Raw genomic sequence first — 14,564 nt, forward strand, 5'->3', positions numbered from 1 at the left:
AATCCTTGCTCTATTTAAAAGACTAAACAAAGAGCTTGGTTTAACAATAGTTTTAATTACTGATGAAATGGATATAGTCAGAAAAATTTGTGATCGTGTTTCGATTATTGATAAAGGTAGGATTGCGGAAATGGGCAAGACTTTAGATGTATTTCACTAATTGGTTTCTCTACTATGGCTGGTATAGTCGATGGTGGTGTCTTGGTGATTTGATCTATTTGAAAGGTTATAACTATGGTAATTATACGCTACTATTAGGTGATATAATTATACTAGTTATACTCGTACAACTAACGCAATCTTTTGGTAATTACCTTGTTTTAGCCAAAAAGCTAATCTCACTTTGGATTGTCACTGCTATTTTACTAGTTGCCAGCGCTACTCAATTGTATCTAAATGCTACATCGACAGTTAGCTCTAATGAAATAACTGTAGGTTATATCACAAGTCCACCATAAGACACAAGATTACGCAGCTTACTAAAAAATAGCTAAAGACAAATACAATCTTGATTTAAATTTAGTAACTTTCAGTGATTATAATATTCCGAACATAGCTCTTAATGATGGTGAATTGTAGGCAAATGTATTCCAGCATATTCTGTTTCTAGAAAAACAAATCAAACAGTTCGGCTATAACTAATGTATATAGGTAAAACTTTCTTGTATCCAATGGAGGTTTTTTCAAAGAAATACATAGTATTAAAGAAATTCTAGATGGTTCAACTGTCGCAATTCCTAATGATCCTACAAATCAAGGTAGAGTTTTGATGATTCTGCAAGATACTAGTCTAATCAAGCTAAAGGATAATATCATATGGAAAAAGCTATTCCTAATAACATAATTAGCAACCCTAAGAACCTAAAATAATAGCTATACAAGCAGATCAAATACCCAACAACTTAGGTGATGTAGATATCGGTATAATTAATAATGACTATATCCCTAAAGCTGGCCTAAGCTTTAAAGATACTCTTTTTGTTGAGCCTAAAGATTCTCCATTTGCGAATGTAATTACTGTTCAAGACTCCCAAGAAAACAATCCTAAGCTTAAATTAATATTTGAAAGCATTCAATAATGATGAAGTTAAGAAATTAGCTGAAAAACTTTATCCAAATGATGCTGCTATACCAGCTTGGTAACATTTACTTGATTTATTATTTTATAATCTTGTAATTATATGCTTTAATTTACTCAAACTTATAAAACTAGCTTTGTAGTATTTTGACAAGTATAAACAAACAAATTGGTTGTATATTCCTAATTATAGGAACTTCGCTTGGAGGAGGTATCCTTGCGATACCAATAATTCTCTCATACTTCAGTGCAATTATTGGTTCTATAATTATGTTTTTGATGTGGCTGTTGATGACATACTCAACACTTGCAGTTGCAGAAGCATGTTTACATTTTAAAAAAGGTATTAGTTATCTAGGCTTAGCCCATAAACTTTTCAAAAAACCTGGTATTGTTTTAGTCTATATTTGCGCATTTGGAATACTTTATGGGATGTTAGCAGCCTACATATCTGCAATAGGTTCATCTTTTGAAAGCTTATTAAATATAAACTACATAGTTATTGAAATAAGCTTTGTTATTATTTTCGGTGGCTTTATTCTGAAAGGTACAGGTTCTGCTGAATGGCTAAATAGGGTTTTTCTGAGTGTAAAATTAATAATCATACTTTTTACTATAATATTACTATTTAAATCAATACGCTTAACAAATTTAGGTAGTTATAGTTTTAGTAATTTCGAACAACTGATAATAGCACTACCCATTTTAGCTACGACATTTTCAGCACATATAATAATCCCTAGTGTTGTAAATTATTTAGGACCACATCCAAAAGATATTAGAAGAATTATCATAATCGCTTCACTTATTATATTAGCGATATATATATGCTGGATAATCTCAATCTTTGGCAATATCGCAATTTATGGTAGTAAAAATAGCTTTGCAGAGATACTTAAATCACTTAGTTCTGAGGATAGTGTAACTCAGCTTATCTACATTCTCAAAGCAAATATAAAATCCTCTGAGATTATAAGTTTTATATACGCTTTTATTACAATATCAGTAACTACAGCTTTTATAACCCTTTCATTAGCTCTAAAAGACTTGATATTAGATAGATTTAAGATGACTAGTTTATCAAAACTTAATAAAAATATCATGCTAAGCTTTTTGCTTTTTATGCTGCCTATAATACTAAATTATTATTTCAAAAAGCTTTTCTTAATTGCACTATCTGTTGTTGGTTTATTCTCACTAATAATGCTTATATCTTGCCCTTTATATATGGTCAGAATTTTACGTAAACATAACTATCAAATAATTTATAAATCCATGCAAAATAGCAAACTCAATAATTTTGCACTATTTAGTGCAGTCATAATAATTATCTTTCAAATTATAGATTATATCCTTTAATTATTCTCTTTAAGCAGATAAAAATATAAAATATTTAATAGTTGAACAACCACAAAATTATAAGGTGAAAATTATGCAACACTCATCAGGATTTTTAAAATTAGTAGATGAAGCAAAATCTAGAATACAAGAATGTACTATTGATGATATCCAAAAAATGAATGAGACACAAACACTCGATGGCTTACTTATAGATACTCGTGAAGAGTCAGAAGTAACTAATGGATATATCCCAAATGCTATTCATCTAAGTAAAGGAATTATTGAAAGTGCTATTGAATCAGCCGTTCCTAATAAAAATCAAAAAATATATTTCTATTGTGGTGGTGGCTTTAGATCTGCTTTAGTAGCAGATAAGCTTAGAGAGATGGGTTATAAAAATGTTATCTCTATTAATGGTGGATGGAGAGCATGGAATGCTAAAGGCTACCCTATTGTCTCAGCTAGTCAGTTCAGACCAAACGAGTTTTTAAGACTTGTCAATAATGCAAAAGCTCAGATAAAAGAATGTTCTACAACCGAACTTTACAATAAGATTAATTCTCAAGAGCTTGATGGTATAGTTTTTGATGTTAGAGAAGACTCTGAATTTAATAGGTTCCATATTCAAGGAGCTACGCACTTAAGTAAAGGGCAAATTGAAGTAAAAATTGAAAACTTAGTACCTAACAAACAACAAAAAATCTATTTATATTGTGGTAGTGGTTTTCGTTCAGCTCTAGCTGCCGAGAGTTTGCAGCATATGGGTTATACAAATGTAATTTCTGTAGCAGGTGGAATCAAGGATTGGCTAGCTAATAACTACCCAGTTTCTCAAGATTAAGGATAAAAAATAATGTCATTTTGTATAGGTCATGGCTATGATGTCCATAAATTCACTTCAGCAAAGCAGAATATTATTATTGGTGGAGTGGAAATTGCTTACCATCTAGGTCTTGAAGCTCATTCTGATGGTGATGTACTGATACATGCTCTCTGTGATGCGATTCTTGGTGCTTTAGGGTTAGGTGATATCGGCAAACATTTCTCTGATACAGATAATCAATTCAAAAATGCCGATAGTAAATTTTTCTTAGCTAAAATAAAAAAAATGCTTTCTGAAAAACAATACTCCATAAGTAACATTGATTGTACTATAATTGCTCAAACACTTAAGATGCTACCACATATTGAAAAAATGAGAGCATGCTTAGCAAATATTCTTGAAATACAAATCAGCCAAATAAATATCAAGGCGACTACAACTGAAAGATTAGGATTTATTGGTAGAGAAGAAGGTATTGCAACCCACGTAGTTTGTTTGTTGTACAGATAAATAGTTTTTTCACACTCTTCAAGATAATTTGCTACTTCTTCAAGTTCAGCTTGACAGCAGAAAATTGCCATATCGTTACTTTCTAGCTTTTCAAACAAATATTTAACACCCTTAAGCTCACCATAAGAAATATATGTTTTAGAAATATCTACGTTTTTCTTGGTCCTTCTAAAGAATGTATCACTATGCTTGAAGGATTAAAACTAGCAAATACGCAACAAAATATAAAAATTATCCGTAAAAAGTGGAATATTTATAAATATTGGTGAAAGCTTGTTAACAGAAAAATTATAAGTAATCAAAGATGTTTATTCTTATTATTACATTCAAATATTGAATCACGGATGGCTTTATAGAACTAAAATATTTCTATCCTGAAGGTTGTCCTTATAATCAAAAGATAACTATAACTGTAGAAGAAATTCTCAAAGATCATTTATAAACCTAAATTTAGCTGCTCTTTTTTATCAACAAATATCGCATCTATACTCCATGTGAGTGATTGTTTAACTTCAGAATCAGTATAAACAGAATACACAAATATTTTGTTAAATTTGCGCTTTAAATAATTGACTCTTTGCTGGTTTAAACAACTGTAGTTAATAACAATCGCTAGATAAGCATTTCGTTTATAATTTTTATGTAATTTTTTGTCAATATAATCAAAGTGCCTAGGCCAATTTATTGTATAAAAAAGTTTCCCTTGAGGATAGTTTTTATATTTTCTTAAAGCTTTCATTACAAAATTTGAAAAACTTGATATTAATATCTTTGTTTTTAGCTTAGGATACTCTTGAAGTATTTTAAAAACCTTTTCTACTAGCTTTTGCTGGTAATTTTTGTCTTAAGTAGTTATCTTAAGCTCAAGATTTGAAAAAACATCATTTTCACTAGCCCAATCAAGATATTCTCTAATAGTTAGAATCTTAGCTTTTACTTTTAAAATTGGGTGAATAAGCTGTATTTGTTTGAGTTCATTTAGTTACATTTCTATGACATTTTTATTACAATCAGCAAATCTCTTTGGTGTTTTATCGTGAAAAAGAAACAACTCACCATCGCTACTCATTTGAACATCTGTTTCAAACCAATTAAAACCCGCATTATTAGCAATTTGAAAAGCTTCGAGTGTATTCTCAATGAAATAACTATTAGCACCTCTATGAGAGATAAATTTATCTACATGCATATATTTTCACATTATTAAATTACATCGCTGGTTATACATCAAAAACTATAATTATATACGCTATTTTAATCAATTTAACTTAAATATTTTGTTTTTTAATAATTACCTTAATTATGTTATAATTTTACTACTATTTGAGGTTTACTTTATAATAGATGATTGAAAATCCACATATTTGCAAAAAACTTGCTTCGCTTTTACTTCACCGTAAGCTTATCACAAAGCAACAGCTTGAAGAAATAAGTCACGATAAGTCTTTAGCAAAACAAGGATTTTTAGAATATTTGATTGAAAATGAGATTATTGATAGTAAATCTTTCATGATAGAGTCAGCAACATTACTGCGTTTACAATATATCGACTTAACAGCTATAAATGTAAAATTTTTACCTCAAGAATACTTTGACATTGATTTTTGTCGTGAAAATCAATGCTTAGCACTTTTTACACGTAAAAAGACTACTCATGTCGCAATTGCTAACCCTATTGAAAGTCAACAAATTCTAAAAAAACTCCGTAGTAAATATGATTGTGCATTCATTCCAGTAGTTGTTGAGCTGAATCATCTTAAAGAAAAAATTGAAGAATATGAACAGTATATTAAAGATGAGGGACAAAGAGAAGATGACTCAAAGCTTAATGAAAGAATTGATGCAGGATCTGAGCTTGATATAGACTTCGTTGAAGAGGGAGAACACGAAGGTGATGCGATAATAGGCAGCGGTGAAGATGAAGAAGCTCCAATAATTCGCTTTATTAATAATACTATAGTTGATGCTATCCAAAAAGGTGCTTCGGATATACATTTTGAACCATATGAAAAAAACTTCCGTATTCGCTATAGGATAGATGGTCTTCTAATTGAAACTTTAAATACTAAGAAGAATTTAGCTCCAAAGGTTATTTCTAGACTTAAGATCATGTCAAGTTAGATATTGCTGAAAAGAGAATTCCTCAAGATGGTAAATTTAAGATATCTCTCTCACGTGAAAAGCTATCGACTTTCGTGTAAGTACATGTCCAATTAGTTTTGGTGAAAAGTTGCGTATTATAGATTCAAGCTCAACACAAATACCAATAGAACAATTAGGTTTCTCAGAATCACAAAAAGAAACCTATCTTAAGTATATTCAACAACCTCAAGGCATGGTATTAGTAACAGGGCCAACAGGCTCTGGTAAAACTGTTACTTTATACACTGGTATAAATATTCTTAATGAACCAGAAAAAATATCTTAACTGCCAAAGACCCAGTCGAGCTTATTGTAAAAGGTATTAACCAAGTAAGTGTTAATAATAAACAAGGACTTACCTTCGCAGCGGCACTTAAGTCTTTCTTACGTCAAGATCCAGATATAATCATGGTCGGTGAGATTAGAGATATTGAAACAGGTTCGATCGCAATCAAAGCCTCTCAAACAGGTCACTTAGTTATGTCAACACTATATACCAACAGTGTTCCAGAGACATTAAACAGACTCGTGGATATGGGCTTACCTAGGTATAATATTGCGACATCTATAACATTAATTATCGCTCAACGTCTAACTCGTAAACTATGTCCTAAGTGCAAGTTACCAGATACCAATACAGAATTTTCACTTCTTGTCGAAGATAGTGGTCTTAATGACGAAATATTATCACAAACATTTGGTGTAACCCTAGATAAAGTAAAAAATGCAAAGATTTACAAAGCTAATCCTAAAGGCTGCCCAAGGTGTTTCAAAGGTTATAAAGGAAGAATTGGTTTGTATGAAGTTATGCCTGTATCTAGGCAAATATCAAGAATGATATTAGAAGATAAGAACACTATAGAAATTGCAGTACAGGCTCAAAAAGAAGGAGTTGCTACTGTACGACAATCAGCTCTAGTTAGAGTTGCTGAAGGTCTGACATCAATGGAAGAAGCATACCGCGTAAGTTAAAAGGAATAAAATAATATATATGCTATTTGGCAAAAAAGATAAAAATAAAATAACCATTGTATCATGGAATTATAAAGCTAAGTTAAAAAGTGGTAAAAAAACTAAAGGTAGTATTGATACTGATACTAAAGAGAAGGCAGAAATTCAATTAAGACAAAAAGGCTACTTTGATATCAAAGTCAAAAAACAACCTAAAGATCTACTACCTAAGAAAATATCTTATCAAGATATTACAGAGATGACGCGCCAGCTAGCGACAATAACTAAAGCTGGTATTCCTATAATTAAATCATTTGAGGTATTTATTATGGGGATTCGTAAGCATCCACGCCTTAAAATATTAGCTATTGAAATAAAACAAGCAATCGAAGGTGGTGATTCATTTTCAAAAGCTCTCAGTAACTTTCCTAAAATATTTGATAAATTATATGTTGGTCTTATTACTGCTAGTGAAGAATCAGGAAATCTTGACCTGATGCTTAACAAAATTGCTGATCAGCGTGAAGCATTACAGAGTATCAAAAAGAAAGTAAAAAAGCGTTATCTTATCCAATTATAGTATGTATTATCTCTGCTGGTGTGACTGGTATATTATTAACATTTGCTGTTCCAGCGTTCTCAGCAATGTTTATAAATTCTGGTAAGCCATTACCTGCAATTACACAATTGACTGTTGATGCCTCTAACTTTATGCAGAATTCATGGTGGAAAATTATTCTAGTAATATTTATCACAATAACAGTCTATAAATCATTAAAATTTAGATTTCCTAAAATCCAAATTGCCCAAGATCATTTTATGTTAAAGGTACCTATAATTGGTGAAGTTATATTTAAATCATCACTAGTAAGATTTGCCAGTACTTTAGAAATAACTGTTCAATCTAGCATGAGTTTGACACGCGCCCTAGATATGGTGTCTCTTGCGACAGGAAATGCAAAGTACGATCAAGCTGCTTTAGATATTAAAAAAAGTATTAATAAAGGTACATCCATTTAAAGAAGCTATTATTGAGACAGGAAGCTTTCCATTTCTGGTTGAACAAATGATTGCCGTAGGTGAGGAATCAGGTGCCCTAGAAACGATGTTAGGTAACCTAAACAGAGTATATCAAGAAGAAGTAGATACATTAGTAGGAAGTTTAAGCTCAATGTTTGAACCTTTGATTATGATTGTTTTAGGTGGTGTTGTTGGTTTCCTAGTAGTTAGTATGTATATGCCAATGTTCCAAATTGGTGATGTGATATAATATACTAAAAACTTTTATTTTAAAGGTTTTTATAAGAATAAATCCTTTTTTGTGTCCCTATAAGTGTCCAGATCAGAAGTTTTCCACAGAAAAAAGAAGGTTGAACAGTTAAATTATTGATAGTTTAACTAGTATAACCATATCAAATTCTGCTACAGTTATTCTAGTATCAAGAGCTGAAATATTAGATTATACAGAAGATAAATCAACATCAGTATCAAATTTGATTAATCCCGACAATATAGAAAGAACATTACTTCTAGCTGTATTAAAATAACTACTTCATAAGAAAGAACTTTAGTTTGACTATAGTCTTATATTTACATTAAACCTTTGAAAGTACAAGAAGACTAATTTAAAAATACCTATTATGTTAATTTCTATTTAACCACTTAAAGCTTGTTAGCTTGTTTTGAAAACTTATAGTTTTTATTTTTATCACATTTGAATAAATCTAACAAAAACTTATTGAGTAGTTCAACAAACTCATCAACCATCTATAGAAATATCTTTTTCAATCTAAGAAAATAGGACTTTGGCTTACGCTTATTAGCCCACTTATTTCTATTAAAAATAATAATTAAATCAATAGTTTTTTTAACTAGCTAGAAATTATATCCATTCACCTAATTTAACTGCAGAATTAAATAACAAAATCTCGAATAAAGTAATGTAATTAATAAACAAATACTACAAAGAAAACCTAATAGAGTTAAATAGCTATAAGATTCTAATTAATTGAATGAGAAGTATGTGATAAGAAAACTTAAATTTAAGAATTATTTATCTTCTTTAAGAGGAGCTGATACACTAGCTTCTACACGCTGGTTACGTGGGTCAGATTTAGGAATACCTCCTAAGGTATTATCGTACCCAAAACCTTTAGTGATTATCTTCTCACTATCTAAGCCTAGTTGCTTCATGTAATCAGCAACAGCTTCTGCTCTTTTTTCAGAAAGTTTTTGGTTATACATATCAAATTCATTACCAGTTCGGCCTTGAGAAGCATAACCTTTAACTGTCACAGAAGCAATATTACTATCTTTGATAAACTTAACAAAAAATGTAATCGCTTTTTTACCTTTAGAATTTAAAGTAGCTCTATCATAAGCAAATTTAGTATCTAAGTAAACCGTTACGTCATTACCGTTAACTGTATAGCATGCAACACCATCTTTAGTTAGATTAAAGTTACCTTCACACTGCTTAATACCTGCAGGTAAAACATACTTAGACTCATCAATAGTAGGCATAGCAACAGTTTGTGCAGCTGTAGTTGCACCATTATCTTGGATTTTACTAGTATCATTATTAGTGTTGTCTTTGCCACCAAAGAACCACGTTAATCCAGCACCAATCATATTAGTACCTGCTCTACCATTGGTAACAGAAATATTGCTAGGCGCCATTGTTTGAATATATCTGTAGTCAACACTTGCTTGAACATTTCTAGAAAGTTCAAACTTAAGACCACCACCAACATCCCAAGCACCAGTTGCTTGACCTGCTAAGTTTGCCCAACCAGCACCACCTGCAGCATATGGAGTAAACATAGTACTATTACTAAAGTTTATAACACCTTCGCCTAAACCAGCAAAATCTCTACCAACTAACTGGTTATATTGAACCGCAAAATATTTGTTGATATTGTAACCTAAGATAAAGTTAACTCCTGCACCTGATGGTGAACTAGGAGTTCCTGCAAGGCCATTAGCCTGAACACCCAAGTACCACTGTCCAGTTCTATCTTGAGAGCCCCAAGTATTATCCTTATTTGTTAAAGAGCTATAAGTATTTGCAAAAGGAGCAATGAAAGTATCAGAAGTAAAACCACTACTTTGAGTAGTAGCTGAATTTGTGTTTGCTGACATATCTACATTATCAGAATCTGCCGCTATTGATACCGTAGCTGTACCTAGTAACACAGATGTAGTAATAACAATATTTTTTAATCTCATCAAAAACTCCTTTAAATACTTTTTATTCACATACTAAAACATAAGACTGAGTTAGTTTACATTAATAAAAAATATTTTCCAAGAATTTTTTATAGCTTTATGATACTAGTTTTTTATACTTATTTAAAAGCTGTTGTTGTGTTTCTATATTATTTGGATCTATAATTATACATCTAATTGGACAAACTTTGGTACATTGAGACTCATCAAAGTGCCCAAAGCATTCGGTACATTTTTTTGGATCAATCTCGTAATATTCTTCACCTTGTGATATCGCCTCATTAGGACATTCAGGTTCACAAATATCACAATTAATACATTCATCAGTAATTAGTAATGCCATAATTTTTAGTCCTTAGAATATTTAAGCTTTATCTCACGGAAGACACACTCAGGCACAAACTCATCCACACGCTTATAGTTATGTATTGCTACCGCTCTAATCAATGTTGAAGAAATACAAGAAAACTTCTCACTTGGAGTTAAGAATATAGTTTGAATATCGCTATTAAGTTTATTATTCATACTTGACATCTGAAATTCATAATCAAAATCAGATACCGCTCTGAGACCTCTAACTATTGCACAAGCATTATGTTTTACTGCTGTATCAACAAGTAGACCTTGAAAGCTTACAACTTTGACTCTTTGATTATCTTTGAAAACTTCTTTTATTATTTGCTCTCTAATACAAAGATCAAAAAGAGTATTTTTACCATAAGCTGTAGATACTGCAACAACTATTTGATCAAAGATATTTAGAGCACGATCAACTAAGTCAACATGTCCATTCGTAATCGGATCAAATGTACCTGGATAAATTGCTATCTTATTCATAAGCTAAATTGCTAAAATAATCCTAACTCTAACTTAGCAACTTCAGTCATCATTTCTGAATTCCATGGTGGATCAAAAACCATCACTACATCAACCTTATCTACATTAGGAAGCATTGCTACTCTTTTTTCAACATCTGTCATAAGCACTGGTCCCATACCGCATCCAGGCGCTGTTAATGTCATCTCAATAATTACATGAAAATTACTATTCTCTAGCTTTCTAGCGACAATATTATAAATTAAACCAAGATCAACAATATTAACAGGAATTTCTGGATCATAAACCGTTCTCATTTGATCCCAAATAGCATTCATATTAATAGGATCACCCGGCTTGATATTATATTCTTCTACAGGATATTTAACAATTTGTTTACCTATAGCATCAGCATCTTTGCCATCTAAATGAAGTAAACTACCATTTACATTTAGAGTAAAGCTTCCTCCCTTATCTTGAGTTACTAGAACTTCTTGACCAGGCATTAGCTCGACCTCATTACCAAATGGCACAGCGGTTACTTTCACTTGCCTTCTTACTATTGCTACATCTGTTACTTTCATTCCTATATATTCCTAAACCGTAAAACTTTCACCACAACCACAACGTGCTAACTCGTTTGGATTTGTATATTCTAACTTATATAATCCAAAATCATGTTGAACATAATCAATTCTTAGACCATTAAGAAAATCTATAGATTTGTTAGATACAAAAAAACTAATACCGTGCTGCTGTACTTTTTGTGTATCTTCAGGTTGCTGTTTAACAAAATCAAGATCATAAGTTAAACCAGAACAACCCATAACTTTAGTTCCCACATAAATACCTATACAACCATCACGCTTTTCTAGATGTTTCTTGAAATGTTTAGCCGCAGCATCTGTAACTTCTAAAACACTACTAGCATTTGGATCAAAAACTTCTACCATACTTGCCTCTTTTTGCTAAATTATTTTAATTGAGATATTACTTTTTTCAATGCTATTATGAACAAATCTATTTCCTCAAAAGTATTATACATCCCAAAAGACATACGTACTGTTGAGGTAACTCCCATTCGATACATCAAAGGATGAGCACAATGCTTACCAGTTCTAACACATATCCCCTTGATTGCTAGTAGCTCACCAATATCACTAGCGTTACAACCTTCAACATTAAAAGTTATCACTCCTGCTTTATGTTTTGCCTGTCCAATTATAGTTAGACCATCAATTTTATTAAACTCACTTGTCGCGTACTCTAACAATTTTTGCTCATGTTTTTCAATATTACTCATATCAATTGAATCAACATACTCAATAGCACTACCAAGTCCAATAGCCCCAACAATATTTGGTGTTCCTGCTTCAAACCTGTATGGTGGGAATACAAATGTGGTTTTGGCTTTAGTTACTTCTTCAACCATATCACCACCATAATTATAAGGCGGAAGTTGTTTTAGCAGTTCATATTTACCATGCAGAATACCTACTCCAGTTGGACCATACAGCTTATGTCCAGAAAAAACAAAAAAGTCACAATCTAAATCTTGAACATCAACCTTGGTATGAATAACTGCTTGAGCACCATCTACCAATACGACTATATCTGGATTAATTTCTCTAACTTGTTTGATAATATCTTTTACAGGATTAATTGTCCCTAAAACATTAGAACATAAGGTAATAGCTAAGATTTTAGTTTTAGCCGTAACTAAAGCTAATAAATTCTCGACATCTAGCTCACCATTATCTTTAACCATAGCTACTTTAAAAGCTAGATTTTTGTCTTCACAAAGCATCTGCCATGGTACAAAATTAGCATGATGCTCCATTTCTGTGACAATTATCTCATCATTAGGTTTAATAATACTTTTACCAATACCTCTAGCAACTAGGTTAATAGCCTCTGTAGTTCCTTTTGTTATAACTATTTCATCTGCTGATTTAGAATTTAAGAACTTTTGCACAATTTGACGGACATTTTCATACTTCTCACTAGCCTTTTGGCTAAGAGAATATACTCCTCTGTGTACATTAGCATAATTATATTCATATGCTTCAGCTATAGATTCTATAACAGCTTGAGGTTTTTGTGCTGAGGCACCTGTGTCAAAAAAAAGTACTGACTTGTTATTTATTTTTTGTGCTAAAAAAGGAAAATCTTGTCTAATTTTATTTACATCATACATATCAAAAATTTTTATAGAACTTTTACAGCTTAAATTATACTAAACTAGTATAATTTTGCCAAATTAACTTAAAACTTAGATGTTTCACTACTATTAAATTAACTAACATACCGGGACATTAGTAGCTAAACCACCTAAAGAAGTTTCTTTATATTTACTAGACATATCTAAACCAGTTTCATACATAACCTTAATTACATAATCTAAACCGACAAAGCGCTTCTCACCTGTATCAAGATATGCAAGTTTAGCTGCATTTATAGCTTGTACAGCTCCCATAGCATTACGCTCTATACATGGAATCTGTACCAAACCGCCAATAGGATCACAAGTAAGTCCTAAATTATGCTCCATACCAATTTCTGCTGCTGACTCAATAGAATCAATATCTCCTCCAAGTAAAGCACAATATCCAGCAGCTGCCATTGAGCAGGCAACACCAACCTCTCCTTGACAACCTACTTCAGCTGCTGAAATTGATGCACCTGATTTATACAAAATACCAATAGCTGCACATACAAGCAGGTATTTATTAACTATCTCTTTAAGCTCTTGTTGATTTACAATCTCATGAGTTTGTAAATAATACTTAAGTACAGCTGGAATAATACCTGCAGCACCATTAGTAGGTGCTGTAACTACTCTTTCACCACACGCATTTTGCTCATTTACAGCTATTGCAAAAGCATTTAGATAATTAAAATCAGTATTGACAACATTTTGCTCCTTGAGCTTTCTAATCATACTTGGAGCTCTTTTTCTGACTTTGAGACCTCCTGGCAGTGTTGCTTCAGCACAAGTTAAACCTTTTTCGATTGATATTTCCATGACATGCCAGATCTCAGCTAGCTTATCTAATGATTCCTGCTCACCATAAGCTGTCTTTTCATTTTCAAACATTATCTCATCAATCGTTTTGCCATCTTGCTGGCAAAGCTCTCTTAATTCAGCCATAGTTGAAAACTTATAAGGTTTGTCACATAGAACTTCTGTAGGAACAGTATCTTTTTTAATTTGTTTTTTATCTACAATAAAACCACCACCAATTGAAAAATACTCTTTTTCACAAAGTAGCTCGCTACTATTAAAAAGTGAAAAACGCATACCATTAGCATGCTCTGGTAAAAACTCGTTATAATGAAATATCAAATCTTTATTATAATCAAAATCAATTTCAAACTTTTGACCCAAATTGAGTTTTTTATCTCTTAAGCAGTCCTCATAGAGTTTTTTTGCTAATTCAATATCTACTGACTCTGGTAAAAAACCCATCACCCCTAAAACAACAGCATAGTCTGTTTTATGACCTTTACCAGTTAAAGCAAGAGAACCAAATAAATCAATCTTAACACCAGTAGTTTGAGGTAATTTATCTTTATACAAATTTATAAAATCACAACCCGCTCTCATCGGACCTATAGTATGAGATGAAGATGGGCCAACTCCTATAGAAAAAAGCTCAAATGTACTTTCCATAA

At 31.6% G+C, this 14,564-nt stretch carries 10 protein-coding genes and 5 pseudogenes; 7 read left to right on the plus strand and 8 right to left on the minus strand.

Going from position 1 to position 14,564, the window contains the following annotated elements:
- Positions 1-147 precede the first annotated feature (147 nt).
- The 5 genes and pseudogenes from C9379_RS05085 to C9379_RS05105 all read left to right on the plus strand — a co-directional run.
- A pseudogene (locus tag C9379_RS05085) lies at positions 148-1,143 on the plus strand (MetQ/NlpA family lipoprotein); the annotation flags it as partial.
- 82 nt (positions 1,144-1,225) lie between these two features.
- Positions 1,226-2,437, plus strand: a complete 1,212-nt coding sequence (locus tag C9379_RS05090) for an aromatic amino acid transport family protein (RefSeq protein ID WP_143384612.1) — start codon at positions 1,226-1,228, stop codon at positions 2,435-2,437.
- Between the two features lie 73 nt (positions 2,438-2,510).
- A complete protein-coding gene (locus C9379_RS05095; protein ID WP_318263236.1) occupies positions 2,511-3,260 on the plus strand; it encodes a rhodanese-like domain-containing protein in 750 nt (249 codons plus the stop codon).
- Positions 3,261-3,272: 12 nt separating this feature from the next.
- Positions 3,273-3,752 (plus strand): 2-C-methyl-D-erythritol 2,4-cyclodiphosphate synthase, encoded by a 480-nt coding sequence (ispF, locus tag C9379_RS05100; RefSeq protein ID WP_143384610.1) that lies wholly within the window; start codon positions 3,273-3,275, stop codon positions 3,750-3,752.
- Between the two features lie 140 nt (positions 3,753-3,892).
- Positions 3,893-4,194, plus strand: a pseudogene (locus tag C9379_RS05105) (competence/damage-inducible protein A); the annotation flags it as partial.
- Here the strand turns inward: C9379_RS05105 and C9379_RS05110 are convergent.
- Positions 4,189-4,941, minus strand: a pseudogene (locus C9379_RS05110) (glycerophosphodiester phosphodiesterase family protein). The pseudogenes C9379_RS05105 and C9379_RS05110 sit on opposite strands and share 6 nt — an antisense overlap.
- Positions 4,942-5,096: 155 nt before the next feature.
- Here C9379_RS05110 and C9379_RS05115 point away from each other — a divergent pair.
- Together C9379_RS05115 and C9379_RS05120 are read left to right on the plus strand one after the other, a co-directional pair.
- Positions 5,097-6,866, plus strand: a pseudogene (locus C9379_RS05115) (ATPase, T2SS/T4P/T4SS family).
- Between the two features lie 19 nt (positions 6,867-6,885).
- Positions 6,886-8,115 (plus strand): annotated as a pseudogene (locus C9379_RS05120) (type II secretion system F family protein).
- A 779-nt stretch (positions 8,116-8,894) separates the two neighbouring features.
- Here the strand turns inward: C9379_RS05120 and C9379_RS05125 are convergent.
- From C9379_RS05125 to C9379_RS05155, 7 genes are all read right to left on the minus strand, one after another.
- A complete protein-coding gene (locus C9379_RS05125) occupies positions 8,895-10,073 on the minus strand; it encodes an OmpA family protein (RefSeq protein ID WP_318263235.1) in 1,179 nt (392 codons plus the stop codon).
- Between the two features lie 97 nt (positions 10,074-10,170).
- Positions 10,171-10,416 carry a YfhL family 4Fe-4S dicluster ferredoxin gene (locus C9379_RS05130; RefSeq protein WP_143384608.1) on the minus strand — a complete coding sequence of 82 codons (246 nt, stop codon included), beginning with the start codon at positions 10,414-10,416 and terminating at the stop codon, positions 10,171-10,173.
- A gap of 5 nt (positions 10,417-10,421) precedes the next feature.
- Positions 10,422-10,910: a pantetheine-phosphate adenylyltransferase gene (gene coaD, locus C9379_RS05135; RefSeq protein ID WP_143384607.1), complete on the minus strand. Its 489-nt coding sequence runs from the start codon at positions 10,908-10,910 to the stop codon at positions 10,422-10,424.
- Positions 10,911-10,921: 11 nt separating this feature from the next.
- Positions 10,922-11,473 (minus strand): putative Fe-S cluster assembly protein SufT, encoded by a 552-nt coding sequence (gene sufT / locus C9379_RS05140; RefSeq protein WP_143384606.1) that lies wholly within the window; start codon positions 11,471-11,473, stop codon positions 10,922-10,924.
- Positions 11,474-11,485: 12 nt separating this feature from the next.
- Positions 11,486-11,842 (minus strand): HesB/IscA family protein, encoded by a 357-nt coding sequence (locus tag C9379_RS05145; RefSeq protein ID WP_143384605.1) that lies wholly within the window; start codon positions 11,840-11,842, stop codon positions 11,486-11,488.
- Positions 11,843-11,862: 20 nt separating this feature from the next.
- Entirely contained in the window at positions 11,863-13,086 is a 1,224-nt protein-coding gene (locus tag C9379_RS05150; protein WP_143384604.1) for an aminotransferase class V-fold PLP-dependent enzyme, read from the minus strand.
- A 102-nt stretch (positions 13,087-13,188) separates the two neighbouring features.
- Positions 13,189-14,562, minus strand: coding sequence for an L-serine ammonia-lyase (locus C9379_RS05155; RefSeq protein ID WP_143384603.1), 1,374 nt, complete (start codon positions 14,560-14,562; stop codon positions 13,189-13,191).
- Positions 14,563-14,564 lie beyond the last annotated feature (2 nt).

The organism is Francisella-like endosymbiont, from assembly GCF_003069505.1.
In the GTDB taxonomy this organism is placed as follows: Bacteria; Pseudomonadota; Gammaproteobacteria; order Francisellales; family Francisellaceae; genus Francisella.

What these genes read in the sequence shown, in the direction of transcription:
- C9379_RS05095 (WP_318263236.1), top strand. Translation starts at nt 2,511, where the DNA reads ATGCAACACTCATCAGGATTTTTAAAATTAGTAGATGAAGCAAAATCT.
- ispF (WP_143384610.1), top strand. Translation starts at nt 3,273, where the DNA reads ATGTCATTTTGTATAGGTCATGGCTATGATGTCCATAAATTCACTTCA.
- C9379_RS05125 (WP_318263235.1), bottom strand. Translation starts at nt 10,073, where the DNA reads ATGAGATTAAAAAATATTGTTATTACTACATCTGTGTTACTAGGTACA.
- C9379_RS05130 (WP_143384608.1), bottom strand. Translation starts at nt 10,416, where the DNA reads ATGGCATTACTAATTACTGATGAATGTATTAATTGTGATATTTGTGAA.
- coaD (WP_143384607.1), bottom strand. Translation starts at nt 10,910, where the DNA reads ATGAATAAGATAGCAATTTATCCAGGTACATTTGATCCGATTACGAAT.
- sufT (WP_143384606.1), bottom strand. Translation starts at nt 11,473, where the DNA reads ATGAAAGTAACAGATGTAGCAATAGTAAGAAGGCAAGTGAAAGTAACC.
- C9379_RS05145 (WP_143384605.1), bottom strand. Translation starts at nt 11,842, where the DNA reads ATGGTAGAAGTTTTTGATCCAAATGCTAGTAGTGTTTTAGAAGTTACA.
- C9379_RS05150 (WP_143384604.1), bottom strand. Translation starts at nt 13,086, where the DNA reads ATGTATGATGTAAATAAAATTAGACAAGATTTTCCTTTTTTAGCACAA.
- C9379_RS05155 (WP_143384603.1), bottom strand. Translation starts at nt 14,562, where the DNA reads ATGGAAAGTACATTTGAGCTTTTTTCTATAGGAGTTGGCCCATCTTCA.